This window comes from Nocardia cyriacigeorgica (assembly GCF_005863245.1).
Lineage (GTDB): Bacteria > Actinomycetota > Actinomycetes > Mycobacteriales > Mycobacteriaceae > Nocardia > Nocardia cyriacigeorgica_C.
The window spans coordinates 238,527-257,497 of the sequence record NZ_VBUT01000005.1 but is presented as its reverse complement, the minus strand read 5'-3'; the positions used below and the strand labels follow the sequence as shown (position 1 = coordinate 257,497).

General features: G+C 69.9%; 15 protein-coding genes. 8 read left to right on the top strand and 7 right to left on the bottom strand.

Features of this window, described 5'->3' with window-relative positions:
* Positions 1 to 25: 25 nt before the first annotated feature.
* The 7 genes from FEK34_RS14320 (at position 26) to FEK34_RS14290 (ending at position 8,351) form a co-directional block, all read left to right on the top strand.
* Positions 26 to 241: a hypothetical protein gene (locus FEK34_RS14320; RefSeq protein ID WP_138448359.1), complete on the top strand. Its 216-nt coding sequence runs from the start codon at positions 26 to 28 to the stop codon at positions 239 to 241.
* Positions 238 to 1,431, top strand: coding sequence for a hypothetical protein (locus FEK34_RS14315; protein ID WP_138448358.1), 1,194 nt, complete (start codon positions 238 to 240; stop codon positions 1,429 to 1,431). Before FEK34_RS14320 ends, FEK34_RS14315 begins: the two co-directional genes overlap by 4 nt.
* Positions 1,432 to 1,882: 451 nt before the next feature.
* Positions 1,883 to 3,280, top strand: coding sequence for a hypothetical protein (locus FEK34_RS14310; RefSeq protein WP_138448357.1), 1,398 nt, complete (start codon positions 1,883 to 1,885; stop codon positions 3,278 to 3,280).
* Between the two features lie 111 nt (positions 3,281 to 3,391).
* A complete protein-coding gene (locus FEK34_RS14305; protein WP_138448356.1) occupies positions 3,392 to 4,822 on the top strand; it encodes an SDR family oxidoreductase in 1,431 nt (476 codons plus the stop codon).
* Positions 4,823 to 4,897: 75 nt separating this feature from the next.
* The gene (locus FEK34_RS14300; protein WP_138448355.1) at positions 4,898 to 6,250 is read left to right on the top strand and encodes a CoA transferase; all 1,353 of its coding nucleotides are present in this window, start codon (positions 4,898 to 4,900) and stop codon (positions 6,248 to 6,250) included.
* Between the two features lie 143 nt (positions 6,251 to 6,393).
* A complete protein-coding gene (locus FEK34_RS14295; RefSeq protein ID WP_138448354.1) occupies positions 6,394 to 7,467 on the top strand; it encodes a nucleoside hydrolase in 1,074 nt (357 codons plus the stop codon).
* The gene (locus tag FEK34_RS14290; RefSeq protein ID WP_138448353.1) at positions 7,464 to 8,351 is read left to right on the top strand and encodes an amidohydrolase family protein; all 888 of its coding nucleotides are present in this window, start codon (positions 7,464 to 7,466) and stop codon (positions 8,349 to 8,351) included. Before FEK34_RS14295 ends, FEK34_RS14290 begins: the two co-directional genes overlap by 4 nt.
* A gap of 6 nt (positions 8,352 to 8,357) precedes the next feature.
* On the opposite strand, the gene meaB is transcribed toward FEK34_RS14290, so the two are convergent.
* From meaB to FEK34_RS14275, 3 genes are read right to left on the bottom strand one after another with little or no spacing between them, the layout of a single operon-like run.
* Complete coding sequence (gene meaB / locus FEK34_RS14285) at positions 8,358 to 9,353, bottom strand: methylmalonyl Co-A mutase-associated GTPase MeaB (protein ID WP_138448352.1); 996 nt, start codon at positions 9,351 to 9,353, stop codon at positions 8,358 to 8,360.
* Positions 9,350 to 11,623 carry a methylmalonyl-CoA mutase gene (gene scpA, locus FEK34_RS14280; protein WP_138448351.1) on the bottom strand — a complete coding sequence of 758 codons (2,274 nt, stop codon included), beginning with the start codon at positions 11,621 to 11,623 and terminating at the stop codon, positions 9,350 to 9,352. Before scpA ends, meaB begins: the two co-directional genes overlap by 4 nt.
* Positions 11,623 to 13,467, bottom strand: coding sequence for a methylmalonyl-CoA mutase family protein (locus FEK34_RS14275; protein ID WP_138448350.1), 1,845 nt, complete (start codon positions 13,465 to 13,467; stop codon positions 11,623 to 11,625). Before FEK34_RS14275 ends, scpA begins: the two co-directional genes overlap by 1 nt.
* 182 nt (positions 13,468 to 13,649) lie before the next feature.
* Here FEK34_RS14275 and FEK34_RS14270 point away from each other — a divergent pair, with 182 nt between their 5' ends.
* Positions 13,650 to 14,330 (top strand): TVP38/TMEM64 family protein, encoded by a 681-nt coding sequence (locus FEK34_RS14270; protein ID WP_138448349.1) that lies wholly within the window; start codon positions 13,650 to 13,652, stop codon positions 14,328 to 14,330.
* Positions 14,331 to 14,394: 64 nt separating this feature from the next.
* On the opposite strand, the gene FEK34_RS14265 is transcribed toward FEK34_RS14270, so the two are convergent.
* The 4 genes from FEK34_RS14265 to FEK34_RS14250 all read right to left on the bottom strand — a co-directional run bounded on the left by FEK34_RS14265 (position 14,395) and on the right by FEK34_RS14250 (position 18,935).
* Entirely contained in the window at positions 14,395 to 15,297 is a 903-nt protein-coding gene (locus FEK34_RS14265; protein WP_171048219.1) for a S1C family serine protease, read from the bottom strand.
* A 512-nt stretch (positions 15,298 to 15,809) separates the two neighbouring features.
* A complete protein-coding gene (locus FEK34_RS14260; protein ID WP_138448348.1) occupies positions 15,810 to 17,099 on the bottom strand; it encodes an SGNH/GDSL hydrolase family protein in 1,290 nt (429 codons plus the stop codon).
* A gap of 160 nt (positions 17,100 to 17,259) precedes the next feature.
* Positions 17,260 to 18,504, bottom strand: coding sequence for an SPFH domain-containing protein (locus tag FEK34_RS14255; protein WP_138448347.1), 1,245 nt, complete (start codon positions 18,502 to 18,504; stop codon positions 17,260 to 17,262).
* Positions 18,504 to 18,935, bottom strand: coding sequence for an NfeD family protein (locus FEK34_RS14250; RefSeq protein ID WP_138448346.1), 432 nt, complete (start codon positions 18,933 to 18,935; stop codon positions 18,504 to 18,506). Before FEK34_RS14250 ends, FEK34_RS14255 begins: the two co-directional genes overlap by 1 nt.
* Positions 18,936 to 18,971 lie beyond the last annotated feature (36 nt).

Sequence of the window (18,971 nt, the reverse complement as noted above, 5' to 3'; positions counted from 1 at the left end):
CCACCCCTTCGGGCCGAAAGGCATCATGACCACCGCAGCCGAGACCCTGTCCCGCACCCTTGGCGCTGCCCTGCCACCGGAGTTCGCCGCTCTCGGCGACGAGCAGCTCGCCGAGCTCGACCGGATGCTGCACGCGGCCTCCGACCGTCGCTCCCAGCAGATGCGCGAGGCCTTCGACTCCGGGTTGCGGCTGATCCCGCGGCTGATGCGCCCGGCGGTGAAGAAGGCACTGGGCCTGTGAGCAACCATCTGCTCGCGCTCGCCGAGACGACGAAGCTGGCCCGGCTGCTCGGCGTGCCGACCGAACAGCTCGGCTTTCTCCTCGACCTGCCGCCGGAGGCGATCCGCGAATTCCGCGACCGCAGCACCGACATGCTGTTCGACCGCGACCGGTCCAAACTCGCGAAGGTCGCCGCGGCGGCCAATCTGGTGCCGGTGGCGATCAGCGCGAAGGTCGCCGCGCGCGCCTTCGGACCGGTGCTGTGCGCGGCGGTCGCCGCCTCGGTCGAGCCGCGGCGCGCGGTGGAGATCGCGGCGGCCCTGCCCGCGCCGTTCCTGGCCGAGGCGGCGATAGCGCTGGATCCGCGGCGCACCGCCGCGGTGATCGCGCAGGTCCCGCCGCGGCAGGTGGCGGCGGTCGCGACCGAGCTGCTGGCTCGCGACGAGCACGTCACCATGGGCCGTTTCGTCGGCGTGGTGCCCGAGCCGTCGTTGCGCGCGGCCGCCGCCGTCACCGGCGACGCCGACCTGCTGCGGATCGGTTTCCTCATGGAGGACAAGCGATCGATCGACACCTTGATGGAGATCGTGGCCGACCGGCTGCCCGGCATCATCCGCGCCGCGCATACCGAGCAGCTGTGGGCGCAGGGCCTGGACCTGCTCGCCACCGTGAACGACGCGAACAAGGCCCGGCTCGGCGATATCTGCGCCGAGCTCGGCGACGAGGTCCTCGACGGCCTCGTCCGCGCCGCCTACGAACTCGATGCGCTGGCCACTCTCCTTCCGGTCACCCGCGCCATGAACGCCACCACCCTCGCGGCGCTCGCGTCCAGGCCCGCCGTGCACGACGAGCGGTTCCTCGCCGCCTGCGTCGACATCGCTCTGCGCGACGGCCTGTGGCTGGATCTGCTGCCGCTCACCGAATATCTGCCCCCGCAACCGTTGGCTTTCGTCGCCACCCGGATCGCCGCCGAACCCGACGACCGGCTCGACGATCTGCTGCGCCGCGCCGGGGCCGCCGACCAGTGGGAGGCCGTGATTCCGCTGGCCACCGCGCTGCCCGACGAGCAACGCCGGCGGTTGTCCGCCCTGCCGGTCATGGCCGAATCGGCAGACAGCACAGCAGGAAGCGGGAATCGCCCCGGTTCCGACGCCGGCGATGGGCACGCCTCCGGCCGCGCGCGCCTGGCCGAAGCATTACGGGCCGGGTAAGAGCGGCCGGCCCGGTTTCCAGCCGCAAACCCGAATCGATCCGCGGCGGCGTGCACCCTGCGTGGTCGATCGGCCGCGGCATAGCAACCGCGACGTCGACAGCGGCAGCGCCATCACCCATTGCCCCGCAGCGGCAGTGGTCCCGCCCGGCTGATCGACGACGGCAGGAGACCCCGCCCGGTCGAGCCGCAGCGGCCGTGGGCCCGCCGGGCTCACCGACCGGTAAGTGTCGCCCGCTATCCCCGCGCCGCAGCGGCTGCGCGCCGATGTCGCGGGCAGTCCACCATCGCGGGTGACCGGTGCGGCTGTCCTGTGCACCAACGGCACGGTGCACGCGACGATCGCCGCCGCCAGGGTCGGCCGTGCCGCTCATCTGGCTGGAAGGCCGTCGCGGCGTCTGGCACGCGGTTCGAATGGCCGGTCAGGGAGCCGCAATGGTACGTTCCCCGCCATGACGACATCGGGGGACTCTTCGAATCAGCCGGGCGCGCAAGGTGATCAGCCCCAGTCCACGGGCGATGCCGCACAGCCCGTGGCGCCCTCGGATCCGACGATTCTGCGGCAGCCGAATTCGCCGGATCCGCAGCAGGATCCGACACTGCTGCGGTCCTTCGATCAGCCGCAGGGCGGGTTGGCGGCCGCACCGCCGCCCGGGCAGGGCTACGCGCAGCCCGGCTTCGCGCCGCAGCAGCAATCCGGGCCGGGATACGCCCAGCCCGGCGCTGGGCAGGGCGCTGGACCCCAGGATCAAGGCTTCGCAGGCAACCACGGTTTCGCCCCGGGCCAAGGGTTCGCCGCCCCGGCTCAGGGGTTCCCACCGCAGGATCAGAACTTCGGACAGCAGGGCTTCGCGGCACCGGGTCAGGGATTTCCCGGCCACGGCCAGGGGTTCGCACCGCAGAGCCAGGGCTTCCCTCAGGGCCAGAACTTCGCAGCCGAAGGCCAGTCCGCACCGCAGGGCCAGCAGTTCGCAGCACAAGACCAGAGCTTCGCCCAAGGCCAGGGATTCGGGGCGCAGGGTCAGGGATTCGCCGCACAGGGCCAGAACTTCCCGTCCGCATTCGGTCAGGGCGGGCCGGGCGGTCCCGGTGTCGCCCAGCCCCACGCCGCGTTCGGCCCCAGCGGCCCGTCATCGCCGGGGCTCGCGGGCAAAGGCTGGTTGTGGGGGCTCGGCGGCGTCGTCCTCGCCTCGGCAGTGTGGGGCGCCGCGGTGCTCGCGTTCGGCGGCTTCGGCGGCGGCAGCGCTTCCTCCGGTGTCGCGCCGGGCGAGCCTGACCTGCGCGGCTATGCCTACTCCGACGATTTCTGCGATGTCGTCGACACTGCACCGTTCACGGAGGCCGGCTACACGGTCTCCACCAAGGACTCGAGCGGCAAGCGGTCGTACCCGGATTTCGAGGGCACCGAGCACCCCGCCCGCGACACCATGTTCTGTGCGCAGCGTTTCCTCCCGCAGGGTGTCGACGAGGACGATTACCAGGACGCGAGCATGTACTCCAGCGTCACCATCCACAAGAAAAGCGACCCGAGCCCAGAATTCACTGCGGGCTTCGACACCTGGAGGATGACGAATCCGGAAACCAGCGGCGAAGGCCGGAAAGAGGAGATCTCGGGCATTGGCGACGAGGCGTGGGTGGCCATCGAGCCGAGCACGCCCGGCGATACATCCCCCACGGTCACCCTCCGGGTCCGCGACGGCTGGGTGATCGGGTACTTCACCTGGTCGCAGTATGTGTCCACCTCGTCCTCGTCCTCGTCCAGGACTACGGCGAAGGTGCTGCCGGAATCGGAGGTCATCGACAAGCTGACCGAGTCCGCCAAGTCCACGATGGCCGCGCTGCGCGACTGAACCGGGGCGCGCGGGGCGGTCGCGGGCGGAGGTGAGGGGCCGGTCACCGGAGGCGGTTTGCGACAATGGGCGCGACACTCGCCACGCTCATGAAGGATGATCCCAGCTCCGATGGCCGAAACCACGATCGATCCGGACGCGCTCGCCACCTGTTTGCGGGTCCTGGAGCAGGCCGGACAGCTCGACAAGGATCATCCGGATTCGGTGGCCGTGCAGCGCGCTGTCGGGCATATGTTCAAAAAGCTCAAGCAGCGCCGTCGCGCCGAGGCCAGGCAGGCGGTCTCCTCCGCCGACCGTGCGGTGGTCGCGGCCACGGCGACCGGTTCGCCGCAGCGCATCGACGACGAGACCGCGGGCATCCCGATCAGCTCCAGCGCCACCGGCGCCACCGCGGGCACTCTGATCCGGCCGCGTCCCTGCTACATCTGCAAGGAGCGCTACACCCGGGTCGACGCGTTCTACCACCAGCTGTGCCCGGACTGCGCCGCCGACAGCCACGCCCGCCGCGACGCCCGCACCGATCTCACCGGCCGTCGGGCGCTGCTCACCGGTGGCCGCGCCAAGATCGGCATGTACATCGCGCTGCGGCTGCTGCGCGACGGCGCGCACACCACCATCACCACCCGCTTCCCCAATGACGCGATCCGCCGTTTCGCCGCCCAGCCCGACAGCGCCGACTGGCTGCACCGGGTCCGCATCGTCGGCATCGATCTGCGGGATCCGGCGCAGGTGGTGGCCCTGGCCGACGACGTCGCCGCGCAGGGCCCGCTCGACATCCTGATCAACAATGCCGCGCAGACCGTGCGGCGCTCGGCCGGGGCCTACAGCGCGCTGGTCGAGGCCGAATCCATGCCGCTGCCCGCCGGTGAGCTGCCCGATGTGGTGACCTTCGGCAAGACCATGCAGGCCCACCCCAGCGCGCTCACCGCCTCGCTGACTCCGACGCTGTCCGCCGAGGATGTGGCCGAGCTGGCGTTGGTGGCGGGTTCGGCCACCCCCGAACGCATCTCACGCGGTATCGCCATCGATGCCGGTGGACTGGTGCCCGATCTCGCGCACACCAACAGCTGGGTGCAGACCGTCGGCGAGGTCGATCCGACCGAGCTGCTCGAGGTGCAGCTGTGCAATTCGGTCGCGCCGTTCATCCTGGTGTCGCGGTTGCGTCCGGCGATGGCCGCGGCGCAGGCCAGGCGCAAGTACATCGTCAATGTCTCGGCGATGGAGGGCCAGTTCAGCCGCGCCTACAAGGGTGCGGGGCATCCGCACACGAATATGGCCAAGGCGGCGTTGAACATGTTGACCCGCACCAGTGCCCGCGAGATGTTCGAGACCGACTCGATTCTGATGACCGCCGTCGACACCGGCTGGATCACCGACGAACGCCCGCACTACACCAAGATGCGGCTGGCCGATGAGGGCTTCCGCGCGCCGCTGGATCTGGTCGACGGCGCCGCCCGCGTCTACGACCCGATCGTGCAGGGCGAGCAGGGCAACGACCTGTTCGGCTGCTTCCTCAAGGACTACCGGCCGTCCCCCTGGTGATCCCGGGGTGGGCGGGTCGAATGGTTCTGCTCACGTCGGAATCCGGGTGCGCCGCGGACTATTACGCTGGATGCGGTGAGCGTGCACGAGCGGCTGGTCCGTGATTACCAGGATGGCATCGGGATCGATGATCGGTACGTGCCGCCCGCACCGGAATTCGGTGCGACGCTGGCCGCGGCGCTGCCGGTAGCGGGACTCGCCTCGGGTTCGATCGGCGCTGTCATCGCGGCGGCGAACCGGTTGCGGCGCGTGCACGGCCTCGATCCGGTGCACCACCGCATCGATCCGCGGCGGATCGCGGCCGCCTTCGCCAGTGAGCGGCTGCTGCGCGTCGACGGTGCGGCGGTCGCGATGTTCGCCGACCTGTCCGGCTTCTTCCCGACCTTCGACGGCTGGGTCCGCACCCACGCCAACTATCCGCATCACCGCGCGCGGTTGCTGGCCGCGTTGCACCTGCCCGCCGATGCACCGGTCGACCTCGCCGTCGCGCAGATCGCGATGAGCCGCGCCGCCGATATCGAGGACGCGGCCGCCGCCACCGGTGCCATCGCGGTGCGGGTGCGCACCGAACGCGAATGGGCGGCCACCCCGCAGGCCAGGGCCGCGGCGGCCGGCCCGCTGGTCGCCACGACCGCCCGCGCCGACGCGCGCGGCCTCGGCCTCCCCGACGGTGCGACGCCGTTCCAGCCGCTGCGCGGTATCCGGGTGCTCGATATGACCAGGGTGATCGCCGGTCCGGTCGCCACCCGCACCCTGGCCCTGCTCGGCGCCGACGTGCTGCGGATCGACCCGCCCGGTCTGCCGGAGATCCCGTGGCAGTTCCGCGATACCTGCCAGGGCAAACGCACCACCGTGCTGGATCTGGGCCGCGATCGCGCGCGAATCGACGCCCTGCTCGACACCGCCGATGTGCTGGTGACCGGTTATCGGCCCGGTGCGCTCGAACACGCCGGGCTGACGATCCGGCCGGGCCTGGTGCACGGCAGGGTCAGCGCCTGGGGCGAGTTCGGTCCGTGGGGCGGGCGTCGTGGCTTCGACAGCATCGTGCAGGCCGCGACTGGCATCGCCATCATCGAAGGTGCACCGTCGGTGCCCAGCGCGCTACCTGCCCAGGCCCTCGACCACGCCTCGGGATATCTGCTCGCCGCCGGCGTGATCGACGCGCTCGTCGCCCGCGCCGCCGACGGTCTCGGCCGCGATGTGCGGGTGTCGTTGGCGCGCACCGCCTCCTGGCTGCTCGCCGCCCCCGAACGCACCCTCCGGCATCCGGCGGCCACCGAACCGGATCCGCACTGCGCCGTCACCCACGGCAACATCACCACCGCCACCCCCGCCCTCGCCGAATACCCCGACTACCCGGCACCCGCGCGCCGCTACGGATGCGACCGGGCGGCCTGGTCGCATCCGGCGCCGCTGCGGCGGGTGTGATCGTGTCCGCGACCGATCGCGCTGGGCAGCGCACCTGCGCCCTCGGGCCGCGACCCGTGGCGGACCGATGCTGCCCGCTCCAGCAGCGGGCACGCTCGAGCCCGGGCCGCCACCGGCACGTCCGCGCTCGATAGGCTCGGACCGTGCGGCAGAAGATCATCGTTGACGTCGATACCGGGGTGGACGACTCGCTGGCGCTGCTGTACCTGCTGGCCAGTCCCGAGGCGCAGATCCTCGGCATCGTGTCGACCGCGGGCAATGTCGGCGCCGACCAGGTCGCGGTCAACAATCTCGCCTGGCTCGAGCTGTGCCGCGCACCCGAGATCGAGGTGGCGCTCGGATCCGCCGAACCGCTGGTCATCGCCTTGCGCACCACCGAGGACACGCACGGCCCGCAGGGCGTCGGCTACGCGGAGCTTCCGGCGCCGACACGGCAGGTGTCCGGCCGCCATGCCCCCGATCTGTGGGTGGATCTGGCCCGCGAACATCCCGGGGAGATCGTCGGGCTGTGCACCGGACCGCTCACCAATCTGGCCCTGGCGCTGCGCCGCGAACCCGCGCTGCCGCGGCTGCTGCGCCGGCTGGTCGTGATGGGCGGCGCGTTCAACCATCCGGGCAACACCACCCCGACCACCGAGTGGAATGTGCATGTCGATCCCGAGGCCGCCAAAGAGGTCTTCGACGCCTTCTCCGCCGCACCGCCGGACCGGCGCCCCCTGATCTGCGCGCTCGACATCACCGAAACCATCGAGATGCGGCCCGAGCACCTGACGCGGCTGGCCGAACGGGCGGGAAGTATGCCGGCCGAGCGGGTTTCACCGGCCGATCCGCCGGACGCGAGGTCGGCCACCAGCAACCCGATCATCCGCCACCTGACCGATGCGGTGCGCTTCTACTTCGACTTCCACCACTCCTACAACCTCGGGTACCTGGCGCATATGCACGATCCGTTCGCCGCCGCCGTCGCCCTCGACCCGGCGCTGGCCCGCACCAGGCCCGCGACGGTCGACGTCGAACTGACCGGCACCCTCACCCGGGCCACCACGGTGGCCGACTGGGCGGGCATGTGGGGGCGAGAACCCAACGCCGACATCGTCGTCGGGACCGATCCCGAGCTGTTCTTCGACCGGCTGATCAGCCGCGTCGGTGATTTCGCGGCCGCGGTGTACCCGCCGGGGGCCGGTCTGATTCCCGTGAACGCGCAGGAGGCGCCATGACCGACGACACCGTCGGCTATCTCACCGAGTTCCGCGCCAGGCTAGGCCTGCCCGCGCTCGTCGACGTGCACACCCATTTCATGCCGGATCAGGTGATGCGCAAGGTGTGGGCGTATTTCGATTCCGCGGGCCCGCTCACCGGACGCGAGTGGCCCATCGCCTACCGCGACGATCAGGCGGTGCGGTTGAAGACGTTGCGCGGCTTCGGTGTTCGCGCGTTCACGGCGCTGGTGTATCCGCACAAGCCGCAGATGGCGGCCTGGCTCAACTCCTGGACCGCCGAGTTCGCCGCCGAGACCCCCGACTGCCTGCACACGGCCACCTTCTACCCGGAACCCGGCGCCGCCGAATACGTCAGCACCGCGATCGAGCAGGGTGCGCAGGTATTCAAGGCGCACATCCAGGTCGGTGCGTATTCGCCGCTCGATCCGCTGCTCGACCCGGTGTGGGGCGTGCTCGCCGAGTCCCGCACCCCGATCGTCATCCATTGCGGATCCGGCCCCGCGCCCGGCGAATTCACCGGCCCGGGCCCCATCGCGGAGTTGCTGCACCGCCACCCCGGCCTACGGCTGATCGTCGCGCACATGGGCATGCCCGAGTACGCCGAGTTCATGGACCTGGCCGACCGCTACCCCGGCATGTGCCTGGACACCACCATGGCCTTCACCGACTTCACCGAGGAAGAGATTCCCTTCCCCGCCGCCGACCGCCCGCGCCTGCGCGACCTCGGCGACCGCATCCTGTTCGGCAGCGACTTCCCGAACATCCCCTACCCGTACCACCACGCGATCACCGCCCTGGAACGGCTCGACCTGGGCGATGACTGGCTGCGCGCCGTCTGCCACGACAACGCGGCGCGGCTGTTCGACCTGCCGCTGGGCTGACCGCGATCAGCCCTCGTCGAAGGCGCGCAGCAGTTCCTCGGCGGCCAGCGCCGCGGTGAGCGCGCCCTCGCGGACCTGCTTTTCCACGTCGTCGCGGATCGCCTTCACCCGCGGGTTGTCGGCGAGGCGGCGCAGCAGCTGGTCGTGCACCATGGTCCAGGTCCAGTCCACTTGCTGGCGGCGGCGCTTCTCGTCGAATTCACCGGCGTCGGTGAGGACACGGCGGTGTTCGAGGACCGTGGACCAGAACTTCTCCAGGCCGATGCCCTCGAGACCGCTCATGGTAAGCACGGGCGGACGCCACAGGGCGTCGTGCGGATGGATCAACCGCATCGCCCCGGTCAGTTCCCTGGCGGCCTTCTTCGCCTCGATCTCGTGTTTGCCGTCGGCCTTGTTCACCGCCACCAGATCGGCCAGCTCCAGCACGCCCTTCTTGATGCCCTGCAACTGATCTCCGGTGCGGGCCAGGGTCAGGAAGCAGAACACGTCGACCATGTTGGCGACCGTCACCTCGGATTGGCCGACGCCGACGGTCTCCACCAGGATCACGTCGTAGCCGGCGGCCTCGAGTAGCACGATCGTCTCGCGGGTGGCCTTGGCGACACCGCCGAGCGTGCCCGCCGTCGGCGAGGGCCGGATGAACGCCTCGTCGCGCACCGACAGCCGCGCCATCCTGGTCTTGTCACCGAGGATGGAGCCGCCGGTCCTGGTCGAGGACGGGTCGACGGCCAGCACCGCGACCCGATGGCCCTGCTCGATCAGGTATATGCCGAGCGCGTCGATGAAGGTCGACTTGCCGACGCCCGGTACACCGGTGATGCCGACCCGGTTCGAGGTCACCGCACCGGTGGACGGGGTCAACCGCAGCAGCAGCTGCTGCGCCAGTTCCCGATGATCGGCGCGGGTCGATTCGACCAGGGTGATCGCCCGCGCCACAGCGGCCCGCTCGTTACGGCGGACCGCCTGGGCGAGCGCGTCGACATCGATGACGCGCTTGGTCATTCGGCGCTGTCTGCCTCGGCCGAGGCGCCGATCTCGTGCCCGAGTTCGGCGGCCAGCTTCTTCAGCAGGTCGATGGCGGCGTCGGCGATCACGGTGCCGGGCGGGAAGATCGCGGCCGCGCCTGCGGCGTACAGCTCCTCGAAGTCACCGGGCGGGATGACGCCGCCGACGATGACCATGATGTCGGGACGACCGACATCGGCCAGTGCCTGCCGCAGGGCGGGCACCAGCGTGAGGTGGCCGGCCGCCAGCGAGGACACACCCACAACGTGCACGTCGTTGTCGGCGGCCTGGCGCGCCACCTCTTCGGGGGTCTGGAACAGCGGGCCCACATCGACGTCGAAGCCGAGGTCGGCGAAGGCCGTGGCGATCACCTTCTGGCCGCGGTCGTGGCCGTCCTGGCCCATCTTGGCAACCAGGATGCGCGGGCGCCTGCCCTCGGCCTCGGCGAACTCCTCCACCAGCGCACCGGCGGTGGTGATATTGGTGACCTTGCCTGCCTCGTCGCGGTACACACCCGACAGGGTACGGATCTCGGCCTGATGGCGGCCGTAGACCTTCTCCAGCGCATCGGAGATCTCGCCGACGGTGGCCTTGGCGCGCGCGGCGTTGATGGCCAGCGCCAGCAGGTTGTTCTCCATCCCGCCCTCGGATGAGGCGGCGGCGCGGGTCAATTCGTTCAGCGCCCGCTCGACTTCGGCGGAATCGCGTTCGGCGCGCAGCTGCCGCAGCTTCTCGATCTGTTCGGCCCGCACCCGCGAGTTCTCGACCTTGAGGACCTCGACCTCGTGGTCTTCTTCCACCTGGTATTTGTTCACGCCGATCACCGGCTGCTGACCGGTGTCGATGCGGGCCTGGGTGCGGGCGGCGGCCTCCTCGATGCGCAGCTTCGGAATACCTTCCGAAATCGCCTGCGCCATACCGCCGTGCGCCTCCACCTCGGCGATGTGGGCGCGGGCCCGGTCGGCCAGCTGATGGGTCAGCCACTCCACGTAGTACGAACCACCCCACGGGTCGATCGGACGGGTGGTGTTGGACTCCTGCTGGATCAGCAGCTGGGTATTGCGGGCGATGCGGGCGGAGAAGTCGGTGGGCAGCGCCAGCGCCTCGTCGAGGGCGTTGGTGTGCAGCGACTGGGTGTGGCCCTGGGTGGCGGCCATCGCCTCGATGCAGGTGCGCGCGACATTGTTGTAGGCGTCCTGCGCGGTCAGCGACCAGCCCGAGGTCTGCGAATGGGTGCGCAGCGACAGCGATTTCGCGCTCTTCGGGTTGAACTTCGCCACCAGCTCGCTCCACAGCAGCCGGCCCGCGCGCAGCTTGGCGACCTCCATGAAGAAGTTCATGCCGATCGCCCAGAAGAACGACAACCGCGGGGCGAACTTGTCGACCTCCATGCCCGCGTCGATACCGGCGCGGATGTATTCCACACCGTCGGCGAGGGTGTAGGCCAGCTCCAGATCGGCGGTCGCACCGGCTTCCTGGATGTGGTAGCCGGAGATGGAGATCGAGTTGAACTTCGGCATCTTCGCGCTGGTGTAGGCGAAGATGTCGGAGATGATCCGCATCGACGGCTTCGGCGGATAGATGTAGGTGTTGCGGACCATGAACTCCTTCAGAATGTCGTTCTGAATGGTTCCGGCCAGCTGTTCGGGCGTGACGCCCTGCTCCTCGGCGGCGACCACGTACAGCGCCAGGATCGGCAGCACCGCGCCGTTCATCGTCATCGAGACGCTGACCTGGTCCAGCGGGATGTGATCGAAGAGCTGCCGCATATCGAGGATGGAGTCGATGGCCACACCGGCCATACCGACATCGCCCTGCACGCGCGGATGATCGGAGTCGTAGCCCCGGTGGGTGGCCAGGTCGAAGGCCACCGACAGGCCCTTCTGACCGGCCTGGAGATTGCGACGGTAGAAGGCATTGGAATCAGCGGCGGTGGAGAAGCCCGCGTACTGGCGGATGGTCCACGGCTGATTGACATACATCGTCGGGTACGGCCCGCGCACGAACGGCGCGATCCCTGGCACGCTGTCGAGCGGGAAACCCGCGGCGGCAACGGCATCCCGGTCGGCCTTGGTGAACACCGGCGGTACGTCGATGCCCTCGGGCGTCGACCACACGAGCTGTTCGGGGCTGTAGTTGTTGGCCGCGGCGGCCGTGCGGACGAATTGCTCGACCTGCGCGGCGTCGACGGCGGCGGGCTCGGGCGCCCGCTCGGTGAGCGGCACGTCGGCGAAACTACCGATCAGATGCTCGATACGCGATGTCATCAGGCTCCCACCTTCTCCAGCAGACCCGACAGCGCGGCGACGGCATCGATGCGCGCGGTCAGGAATCCGTCCGGGCGCTGCGCGCCGTCCAGTTCGGCGACGGCCTTGTCCGGGCCCGCCAGCAGCACCGTCTCGATACCGGCCGCCCGCAGGCGCTCGGTCGCCGCGCCCGCGTCGGTGCCGTACCGGGCATCCGAACCACACAGCACCGCGATCGGCGCGCCGGATTCGGTTGCCGCGGACTCGATTCCGTCGATATCGAGCGGGCCGGGGTTGATCGACTCGATCCCGCCGGAGGCCAGCAGGTTCGCGATGAAGGTGACCCGCACATTGTGCTCGGCCACCGTTCCCAGCGGCACCAGCAGCGCCGTCGGGCGCTTGCCGTGCGCGGCCAGGTAGGCGTCGGAGCGGTCGCGCAACGCCTCGAACGCCGCGCCGTAGCTCGTCACCCCGGTGTGGGTGCGGGCGGCCTCCGACAGCGGCTTCTCGGCCAGGTTCGGGAACTCGTTGACGCCGGTGACCGCCGTCTTGCGGTGGGCCACATCGGCGTCGCGGGCGGCCTTGGTCGCGGCGATGCGCTCGGCCAGCAGACCCGACTCCAGGGCAGCGAGGTATCCGCCCGCGGCCTCGATCTCCTGCATGAACTCCCAGGCCTTGGCGGCGAGTTCGGCGGTGAGATCCTCCACGTACCAGGACCCGGCGCCCGGATCCTGGACATGGCCCAGATGCGATTCCTCGAGCAGCAGCAGCTGGGTGTTGCGGGCCATCCGGTCGGCGAACGACCGCGAGACGCCCAGCTCGCCCGGCGGCAGTGCGACGTCGAACGGCAGCACGGTCACCGTGTCGGCGCCACCCACACCGGCGCCGAACGCGGCGAGGGTGGTGCGCAGCATGTTCACCCACGGGTCGCGGCGGCTCATCATGGCCGCCGAGGTCACCGCGTGCTGCGGTGCGCCACCGGCATCGGGCGCGCCGCACACGTGCGCGACCCGGGCCCAGAGTTGGCGGGCGGCACGGAATTTCGCGATGGTGGCGAACTGGTCGTCGGTGGCGGCGAACCGGAACTCGAGCTGGCCGAGCGCGGCCACCACATCGAGTTCGCCGGTCAGCGCGCGCAGGTATTCCAGGCCCGCGGCGACGGCGGCGCCGAGCTCCTGGGCGTCGGCGGCGCCGGCATCGTGGAAGACGCGCCCGTCGACGGTGATGGCGCGTACGGTTTCGGCCCGGCCGTTCGCCTGCCCGGCGAGCGTCACCGCGTCGGCCAGGTCGAGATCACCGGTTCCGGCGAAACGGCTGGTCAACGGGGCGGCACCGAGGCCGACACGGATATCGGCGCGGGCCGGAGTGGAGTATCCATCAAGCACCTCGAACACCTGCTGCGCGGCCTGCGCCGTCGCGGCCCCGGCGTCCAGCGTCAACGGGGCCAGCTCGAACAGCAGCCCCGACAGCGCCGCGGGCAGCTCGGCCACCGGCACACCGCCCTCGCCGACGCTCAGCCAGACGGCGCTGATGCCGTTCTCCAGGCGGGCCAGGATTTCCTGGTTGACGCTCGCGCCATCGGTTCCGGTGAACCGGTCGCCGACGAACCAGCCGCGGTGGACATCGCGGGTGGCGTCGCGGCCGCGCACGAACGGGAACTGCCCCGGCAACGGCTGCTCGGGCAGCTCGTCGCGACGGGTATAGAGCGGGGCGATGGTGAGGCCGTCATAGGTGGTGACCTCGAGCAGCTTCTCGGGTTCGTCCGGAAGCTCCGTGGCATCGACCCGACGGGTCTTGGCCAGCACACCCGCTACGCCCTTACGCCAGGCGGCGTACTCGGGCACCGGCTCTGAAGCTATCGGCATACGCTGCTTTCCCTCTTCCATTCGAGTACGGGCGCACCACTCCTGCACGCCCGCACCTGTGCATCCGCCCAGCTCAGCGGACACTTTGGTTAACGAGTATTCGACTCGTTTCCTCCGATGCTAGCCCGACGCCAATACGCGCTCGAGCGAGGCCACCACTACCAACCGGTAACCTTGCCCGGGTGACTCGACTGATTCGTGATCGACGCGTCGTCGCGCTGATCCTCGGGGTCGGCGCACTTTTCGCGGTCGCGCTGCTGATCGAGCTGCCGAGTCCGGAGCAGATCCAGGACTGGGCCGGGGGTGTGGGCCCGGTGTTCCCGCTGCTCTTCTTCGCCGGTTACGCCCTGGTCGCGGTCGCGCCGGTGCCGCGGACAGTACTCACCGTGAGCAGCGGGGTGCTCTTCGGCGCCGGCCTCGGCAGCACGGTGGCGCTCTCCGCCACGACGATCGCCGCCGCGCTGGCCCTGCTGCTGGTGCGCGCCCTCGACCGGGATCGGGTCGCCTCCCGGCTCGACCATCCGGCGGTGCGGGCCATCGACGAACGGCTCGAGCGCCGCGGCTGGCTGGCGGTCGGCTCGCTGCGGTTGATCGCCATCGCACCGTTCTCGGTCGTCAACTACTGCTGCGGGCTGTCGTCGGTGCGGTTCTGGCCGTATCTCATCGCGACCGTCATCGGGTCGCTGCCCGGCACTGTGGCCACGGTGGTGCTCGCGGATGCGCTGACCGGAGGCAGTCACCCGGCCATGGTCGTGATCTCGGGAATCTGCTTGGCGATCGGAGTGGTGGGGTTGGTCGTCGATGCCCGGTGGAAGCCGGTGCCTCGCGAGGAGGTCACCGAGCCCGTGCCCGTCGCCGACTGACGGTGTGCCGCGGTGATGGGCCGTAGCCGACAGCCTCATCGGCGGGGGCATTGTCATTCACCGATCAGTCGACGGTCAGTTCGCTCGGCACCGCGATCACATCGACCATGGCGCCGTTGCGTAGCACGGTGACCGGCAGATGCGCACCGATCGCCTCGGCGAACAGCTGCCGCTGAATCCCCTGCGCGTCCCTGACCTCGGTGCGAGCGACGCTGAGCACCAGATCGCCGCGGCGCAGCCCCGCACGGTCGGCGGGGCCGCCGCCGATGACCTCCACGATGCGGACGCCGCCGTCCTGCCCGGTGCGCTCGGCGACGTCGTCCGGGAGCGGCGCGGGAACCCCCACCAGTCCGAGGTACGCGCGGCGGACCCGGCCCTCGGCGCGCAGGGTGTGCACGATCATGCGGGTGGTCGCGTTGATGGGGATCGCCAGGCCGAGACCGATGCCGGCGACGGCGGTATTGATCCCGACCACCCGTCCGGCCGAATCGGCCAGCGCGCCACCGGAATTGCCCGGATTCAGCGCCGCGTCGGTCTGGATGACGTCTTCGATGACCCGTCCGGCGCGGCGCGAGGACACCGGCACGGCCCGGCCCAGCGCGCTCACCACCCCCGCTGTCACCGACCCCGCCAGCCCCAGCGGGCTGCCGACGGCGACCACCAGCTGACCGACGACGAGCGCATCGGCGTCGCCGAGGGTGACGGCGCCGGGAGCCTCGCCCCGCGCGCGTAGTACCGCGAGATCGGAGAGCGGGTCGGTGCCGACCACCTCGTACCGGGATTCGGCGCCATCGGCGAACACGAGCTCACCCCGGCGGGATGATCCGACGACGTGCGCGTTGGTCAACAAATATCCGTCCCCCGATACCACCACCGCCGATCCGCTCCCCCGCCGCGCCCGCACGCTGGCGACATGCGGTGTCACCGAAGCCGCCACCGCGATCACCGTGCGCGAGTACGCATCCATCGCCGCATCGTCCACGCTGATCACCACCTGCTTCGGACCTCGATATCTCCAGGATGCCGAGCAGCACGGCCGAACGCAGCGTGTTCACCAGGAGCGCAATCACCTCGGCCGGCGCGGTTCGGCCCCCACGCACCCGCTGGGCGGGCTGCGAGCCGGATCCGCTTCGGTGCACCGGCGCGGCTGCTGCTGAACAGCAGTCCTGGGTCGAAAGGTCCGTACGGAATCAGTGATCCGCCGCAGGACGCCGCGCTGTGCCGCGAGTCGGTCCGCTGAGCCCCCGCAGCGATGCGGCTGCCACCGATCGGCTGCCGTGAAGGCCGCAAGGGATATACGAAACCAGCAATCTGCCGCGCGACACCTCGCCGCTGCGCGCAACCCAGTCCCGCTGCGGCCCGAGTACCGATGCGCTCGCTACTCCTGACCGGCCCCGTCCGAGACCGCGCAGCTGTGCGGATTCAGCGATCGACAAGACGCCCGCCCGCGCGGCTGCGCAGGTGGGCGCCGGAGGCTCGTCAGAGCTGGGCCAGGTCGATGGCCTGCGCCATCGTGGCGTACCCGGCGGGGCTGGGGTGCAGGTGGTCGCCGCTGTCGAACGCCGGGGCCATCGCGTCCGGATCGTCAGGGGCGACTACCGCGCGTTCGAAGTCGATCACGGCGTCGAACTCGCCCGATGAGCGAATCCAGGCGTTCACCACGTCACGCACGGCTTCACCGCGTTCGCTGTAGTACGGCGCACCCTTGTACGGGATCAGCGTCGCACCCACCACCCGCAGGCCGTCCGCGCGGGCCAACGCGATCAGTTCGCGATAGCCCGCGATGAGCTGGTCGGCGCTGACCTCCGGGTTGGGCCGCACCCACGGCTCGTCGAGTTCGCTGGCGCCGATGTCGTTGATGCCTTCCAGCAGGATGACGGTGCTCGCGCCGTCGCGGTCGAGCACGTCACGGCGGAACCGGGTCTTCGCGCTCTCACCGGTGTAATCGGAGTCGGTGAGCACCCGGTTGCCACTGATGCCGGTGTTGAGCACCGGGCGGCCGGATCCGTCGGCGGCCAGCCTGGTGGCCAGCACGTCCGGGTAGCGGTTGTCGGCGTCGGCGGTGGCTTCGGCGCCGTCGGTGATCGAGTCACCGAAGGTCACCACCGCACCCTCGGCGACGGTGGAGTTCACCTCGAGATCGGCGAGGTAGTACCAGGATCGGGTGGTTTCGGTGAACGGCGCCGCGTCCGGGTCGGCGACGTGATCACCACTGGCCCGGTAGCTGGTGGCATTGGCGGTCTGATGGAAGGTGGCGGGCCCGGTGGGCTCAGCCAGATAGATCGTCACCGCCACCGGCCGCAGCGCGGTGACCGCGAAATCGACTGCGTCGGTGGTGGTTTCCGCGCCCGCGGGAATCTCGGTGGACGCAGCACCACCGAACAGCAGCGGGCGCACGGTATCGGCCCGTACCTCGGCGCCTTCTCCTGGCTCGGCGATGGTGGCCGCGGTGATCCGCAGGGGACGTTCACCGAAGAGATTCGAGAACTTTATCCGCACCTGGTCGCCGCCGAGCGTCGGCCGGACCACCTGACGGACGGTGTGATTGTCGAAACCTTGTGTGGACCAATTGGGTTCCCACAGGTCGACGGCCGCTTGTTGCGCTGTCACCCAACTGTCGGACCAGGCGCCGCTGCCGGCGTCCGCGTCATCGGAGCAGCCGGCGAGTACCAGCGCTACCGCGGCCAGCAGTGCCGCCACCACGGTGGTGCGTCGCCTGTCGGTGCTGTTCGCCTGCGCGGCTGTGCGCCGTTTTCTCCACGCGATCATCTGCGTTCCCTCACTCGAGCGATTCGCTGTCCGGCGAACCTGTCGCAGCAGACCAACCTCGCGCGGGCGGGGCGCAATTCCGGCTCGGCTGTGCACAATCCGACACCGGCACCGGGAATAACGCTCGGCTCTACCGCCGAGCGTTCTCCCGAGGGGTGATCTACTGCGACGCCCCCGGCGGCTGCCACGGCCGGCCGTGGATGTCGCCGGCACGGGGTTGTGGCGGTTCGGCAGCTGCGGGCGGTTGCGGCGGTGTGGGTGCGGTCTTGTTCAGGTTCGCCGGCGAGGGATCGACCCCTGGCACCAAACCTTCGACCGGTGTGCGGGCCGTCGCCTCGGCCGCGCGCACGGCGCGTTCGATGGCCGGATCCGGTGCGGTGTCGAACCAGTCGGCGACATCCTCGGAATCGTCTTCCGGTTTGGTGTCGCTGCCGTCGGATTCCGGTGGCTCATAACGGAATACGCCGTCCTCGCCCTTGGTGGCGAAGTTCTTGGCGAAGCCTTCCAGCGCCTTGCCGAAATCACTCGGCACCAGCCACACCTTGTTGGCGTCGCCCCGCGCGACCAGCGGCAGGGTCTGCATGTACTGGTAGGCCAGCAGTTCCGGTGTCGGCTTACCGGATTTGATGGCGGCGAAGACCTTTTCGATCGCCTTGGCCTGGCCCTGGGCTTGCAGATACGAGGCGGCGCGTTCACCCTGCGCGCGCAGGATGCGGCTCTGGCGTTCACCCTCGGCCGACAGGATGGCCGACTGCTTGGCGCCCTCGGCGGACAGGATCTGGGCCTGCTTGGCGCCCTCGGCGGTCTTGATCTGCGATTCGCGCTGCCCCTCGGCGGTGAGGATCATGGCGCGCTTCTCGCGGTCGGCCTTCATCTGCTTTTCCATCGACTCCTGGATGGACGGCGGCGGGTCGATGGCCTTGAGCTCGACTCGCGCCACCCGCAGGCCCCAGCGTCCGGTGGCCTCGTCGAGCACACCGCGCAGCTGGCTGTTGATCTGATCGCGGGAGGTCAGGGTGTCTTCCAGGGTCATGCCGCCGACCACATTGCGCAGCGTGGTGACGGTGAGCTGCTCGACCGCGGCGATGTAGTTGCTGATCTCGTACACCGCCGCCTGCGGGCTGGTGACCTGGAAATACACCACCGAGTCGATCTGCAGGGTGAGGTTGTCCTGGGTGATCACCGGCTGCGGCGGGAACGAGACCACCCGCTCCCGCAGGTCCACCTTGGCCCGGATGCGGTCGGCGAAGGGCACCAGGAACGTCAGCTGACCCGACACCGTGCGCGAGTACCGGCCGAGTCGTTCGATCACCGCCGCCTCGGCCTGCGGCACCAGCGCGATCGATTTGAACACCACCACCACGACCAGCAGCACGAGGACGGCGGCCACGATCAATACAGCCATTACGGCCCTTTCCAGACAACGGCGGTCGCGCCGTCGATCTTCATCACGTACACCGTGGTTCCCTTCGGATACTCCTCGGCCGGATCGAACGGCCGCGCCGTCCACTCCTCACCACCGAGTTTCACCCGGCCGCTGTGCGCCCCCACATCGTCGATCACCAGCGCCGACTTACCGGGCAGCGCATCGACATTGGTGAGCGTGGGCGGTGGAGTCGCGAAGCGCCGCAACAACATCGGGCGCACACCGAGCATCAGCGCGACGGACACGATCGCGAAGATGATCGCGTCGGCCACGACACTGGTGTCGGCGGCGAAACTGATTCCGGCGGTGATGAGTGCCCCACCACCGAGCATCAGTAAGGTCAACTCACCGACGAACATCTCGGCCGCCACGAGCAGGATGCCCACGACCAGCCAGATAACTGCGGCCACGTCTCCACTGTAGTGGCAGGAGCCGATTCTGGCGCC

What these genes read in the sequence shown, in the direction of transcription:
- FEK34_RS14320 (WP_138448359.1), top strand. Translation starts at nt 26, where the DNA reads ATGACCACCGCAGCCGAGACCCTGTCCCGCACCCTTGGCGCTGCCCTG.
- FEK34_RS14310 (WP_138448357.1), top strand. Translation starts at nt 1,883, where the DNA reads ATGACGACATCGGGGGACTCTTCGAATCAGCCGGGCGCGCAAGGTGAT.
- FEK34_RS14305 (WP_138448356.1), top strand. Translation starts at nt 3,392, where the DNA reads ATGGCCGAAACCACGATCGATCCGGACGCGCTCGCCACCTGTTTGCGG.
- FEK34_RS14290 (WP_138448353.1), top strand. Translation starts at nt 7,464, where the DNA reads ATGACCGACGACACCGTCGGCTATCTCACCGAGTTCCGCGCCAGGCTA.
- meaB (WP_138448352.1), bottom strand. Translation starts at nt 9,353, where the DNA reads ATGACCAAGCGCGTCATCGATGTCGACGCGCTCGCCCAGGCGGTCCGC.
- scpA (WP_138448351.1), bottom strand. Translation starts at nt 11,623, where the DNA reads ATGACATCGCGTATCGAGCATCTGATCGGTAGTTTCGCCGACGTGCCG.
- FEK34_RS14275 (WP_138448350.1), bottom strand. Translation starts at nt 13,467, where the DNA reads ATGCCGATAGCTTCAGAGCCGGTGCCCGAGTACGCCGCCTGGCGTAAG.
- FEK34_RS14265 (WP_171048219.1), bottom strand. Translation starts at nt 15,297, where the DNA reads ATGGATGCGTACTCGCGCACGGTGATCGCGGTGGCGGCTTCGGTGACA.
- FEK34_RS14260 (WP_138448348.1), bottom strand. Translation starts at nt 17,099, where the DNA reads ATGATCGCGTGGAGAAAACGGCGCACAGCCGCGCAGGCGAACAGCACC.
- FEK34_RS14255 (WP_138448347.1), bottom strand. Translation starts at nt 18,504, where the DNA reads ATGGCTGTATTGATCGTGGCCGCCGTCCTCGTGCTGCTGGTCGTGGTG.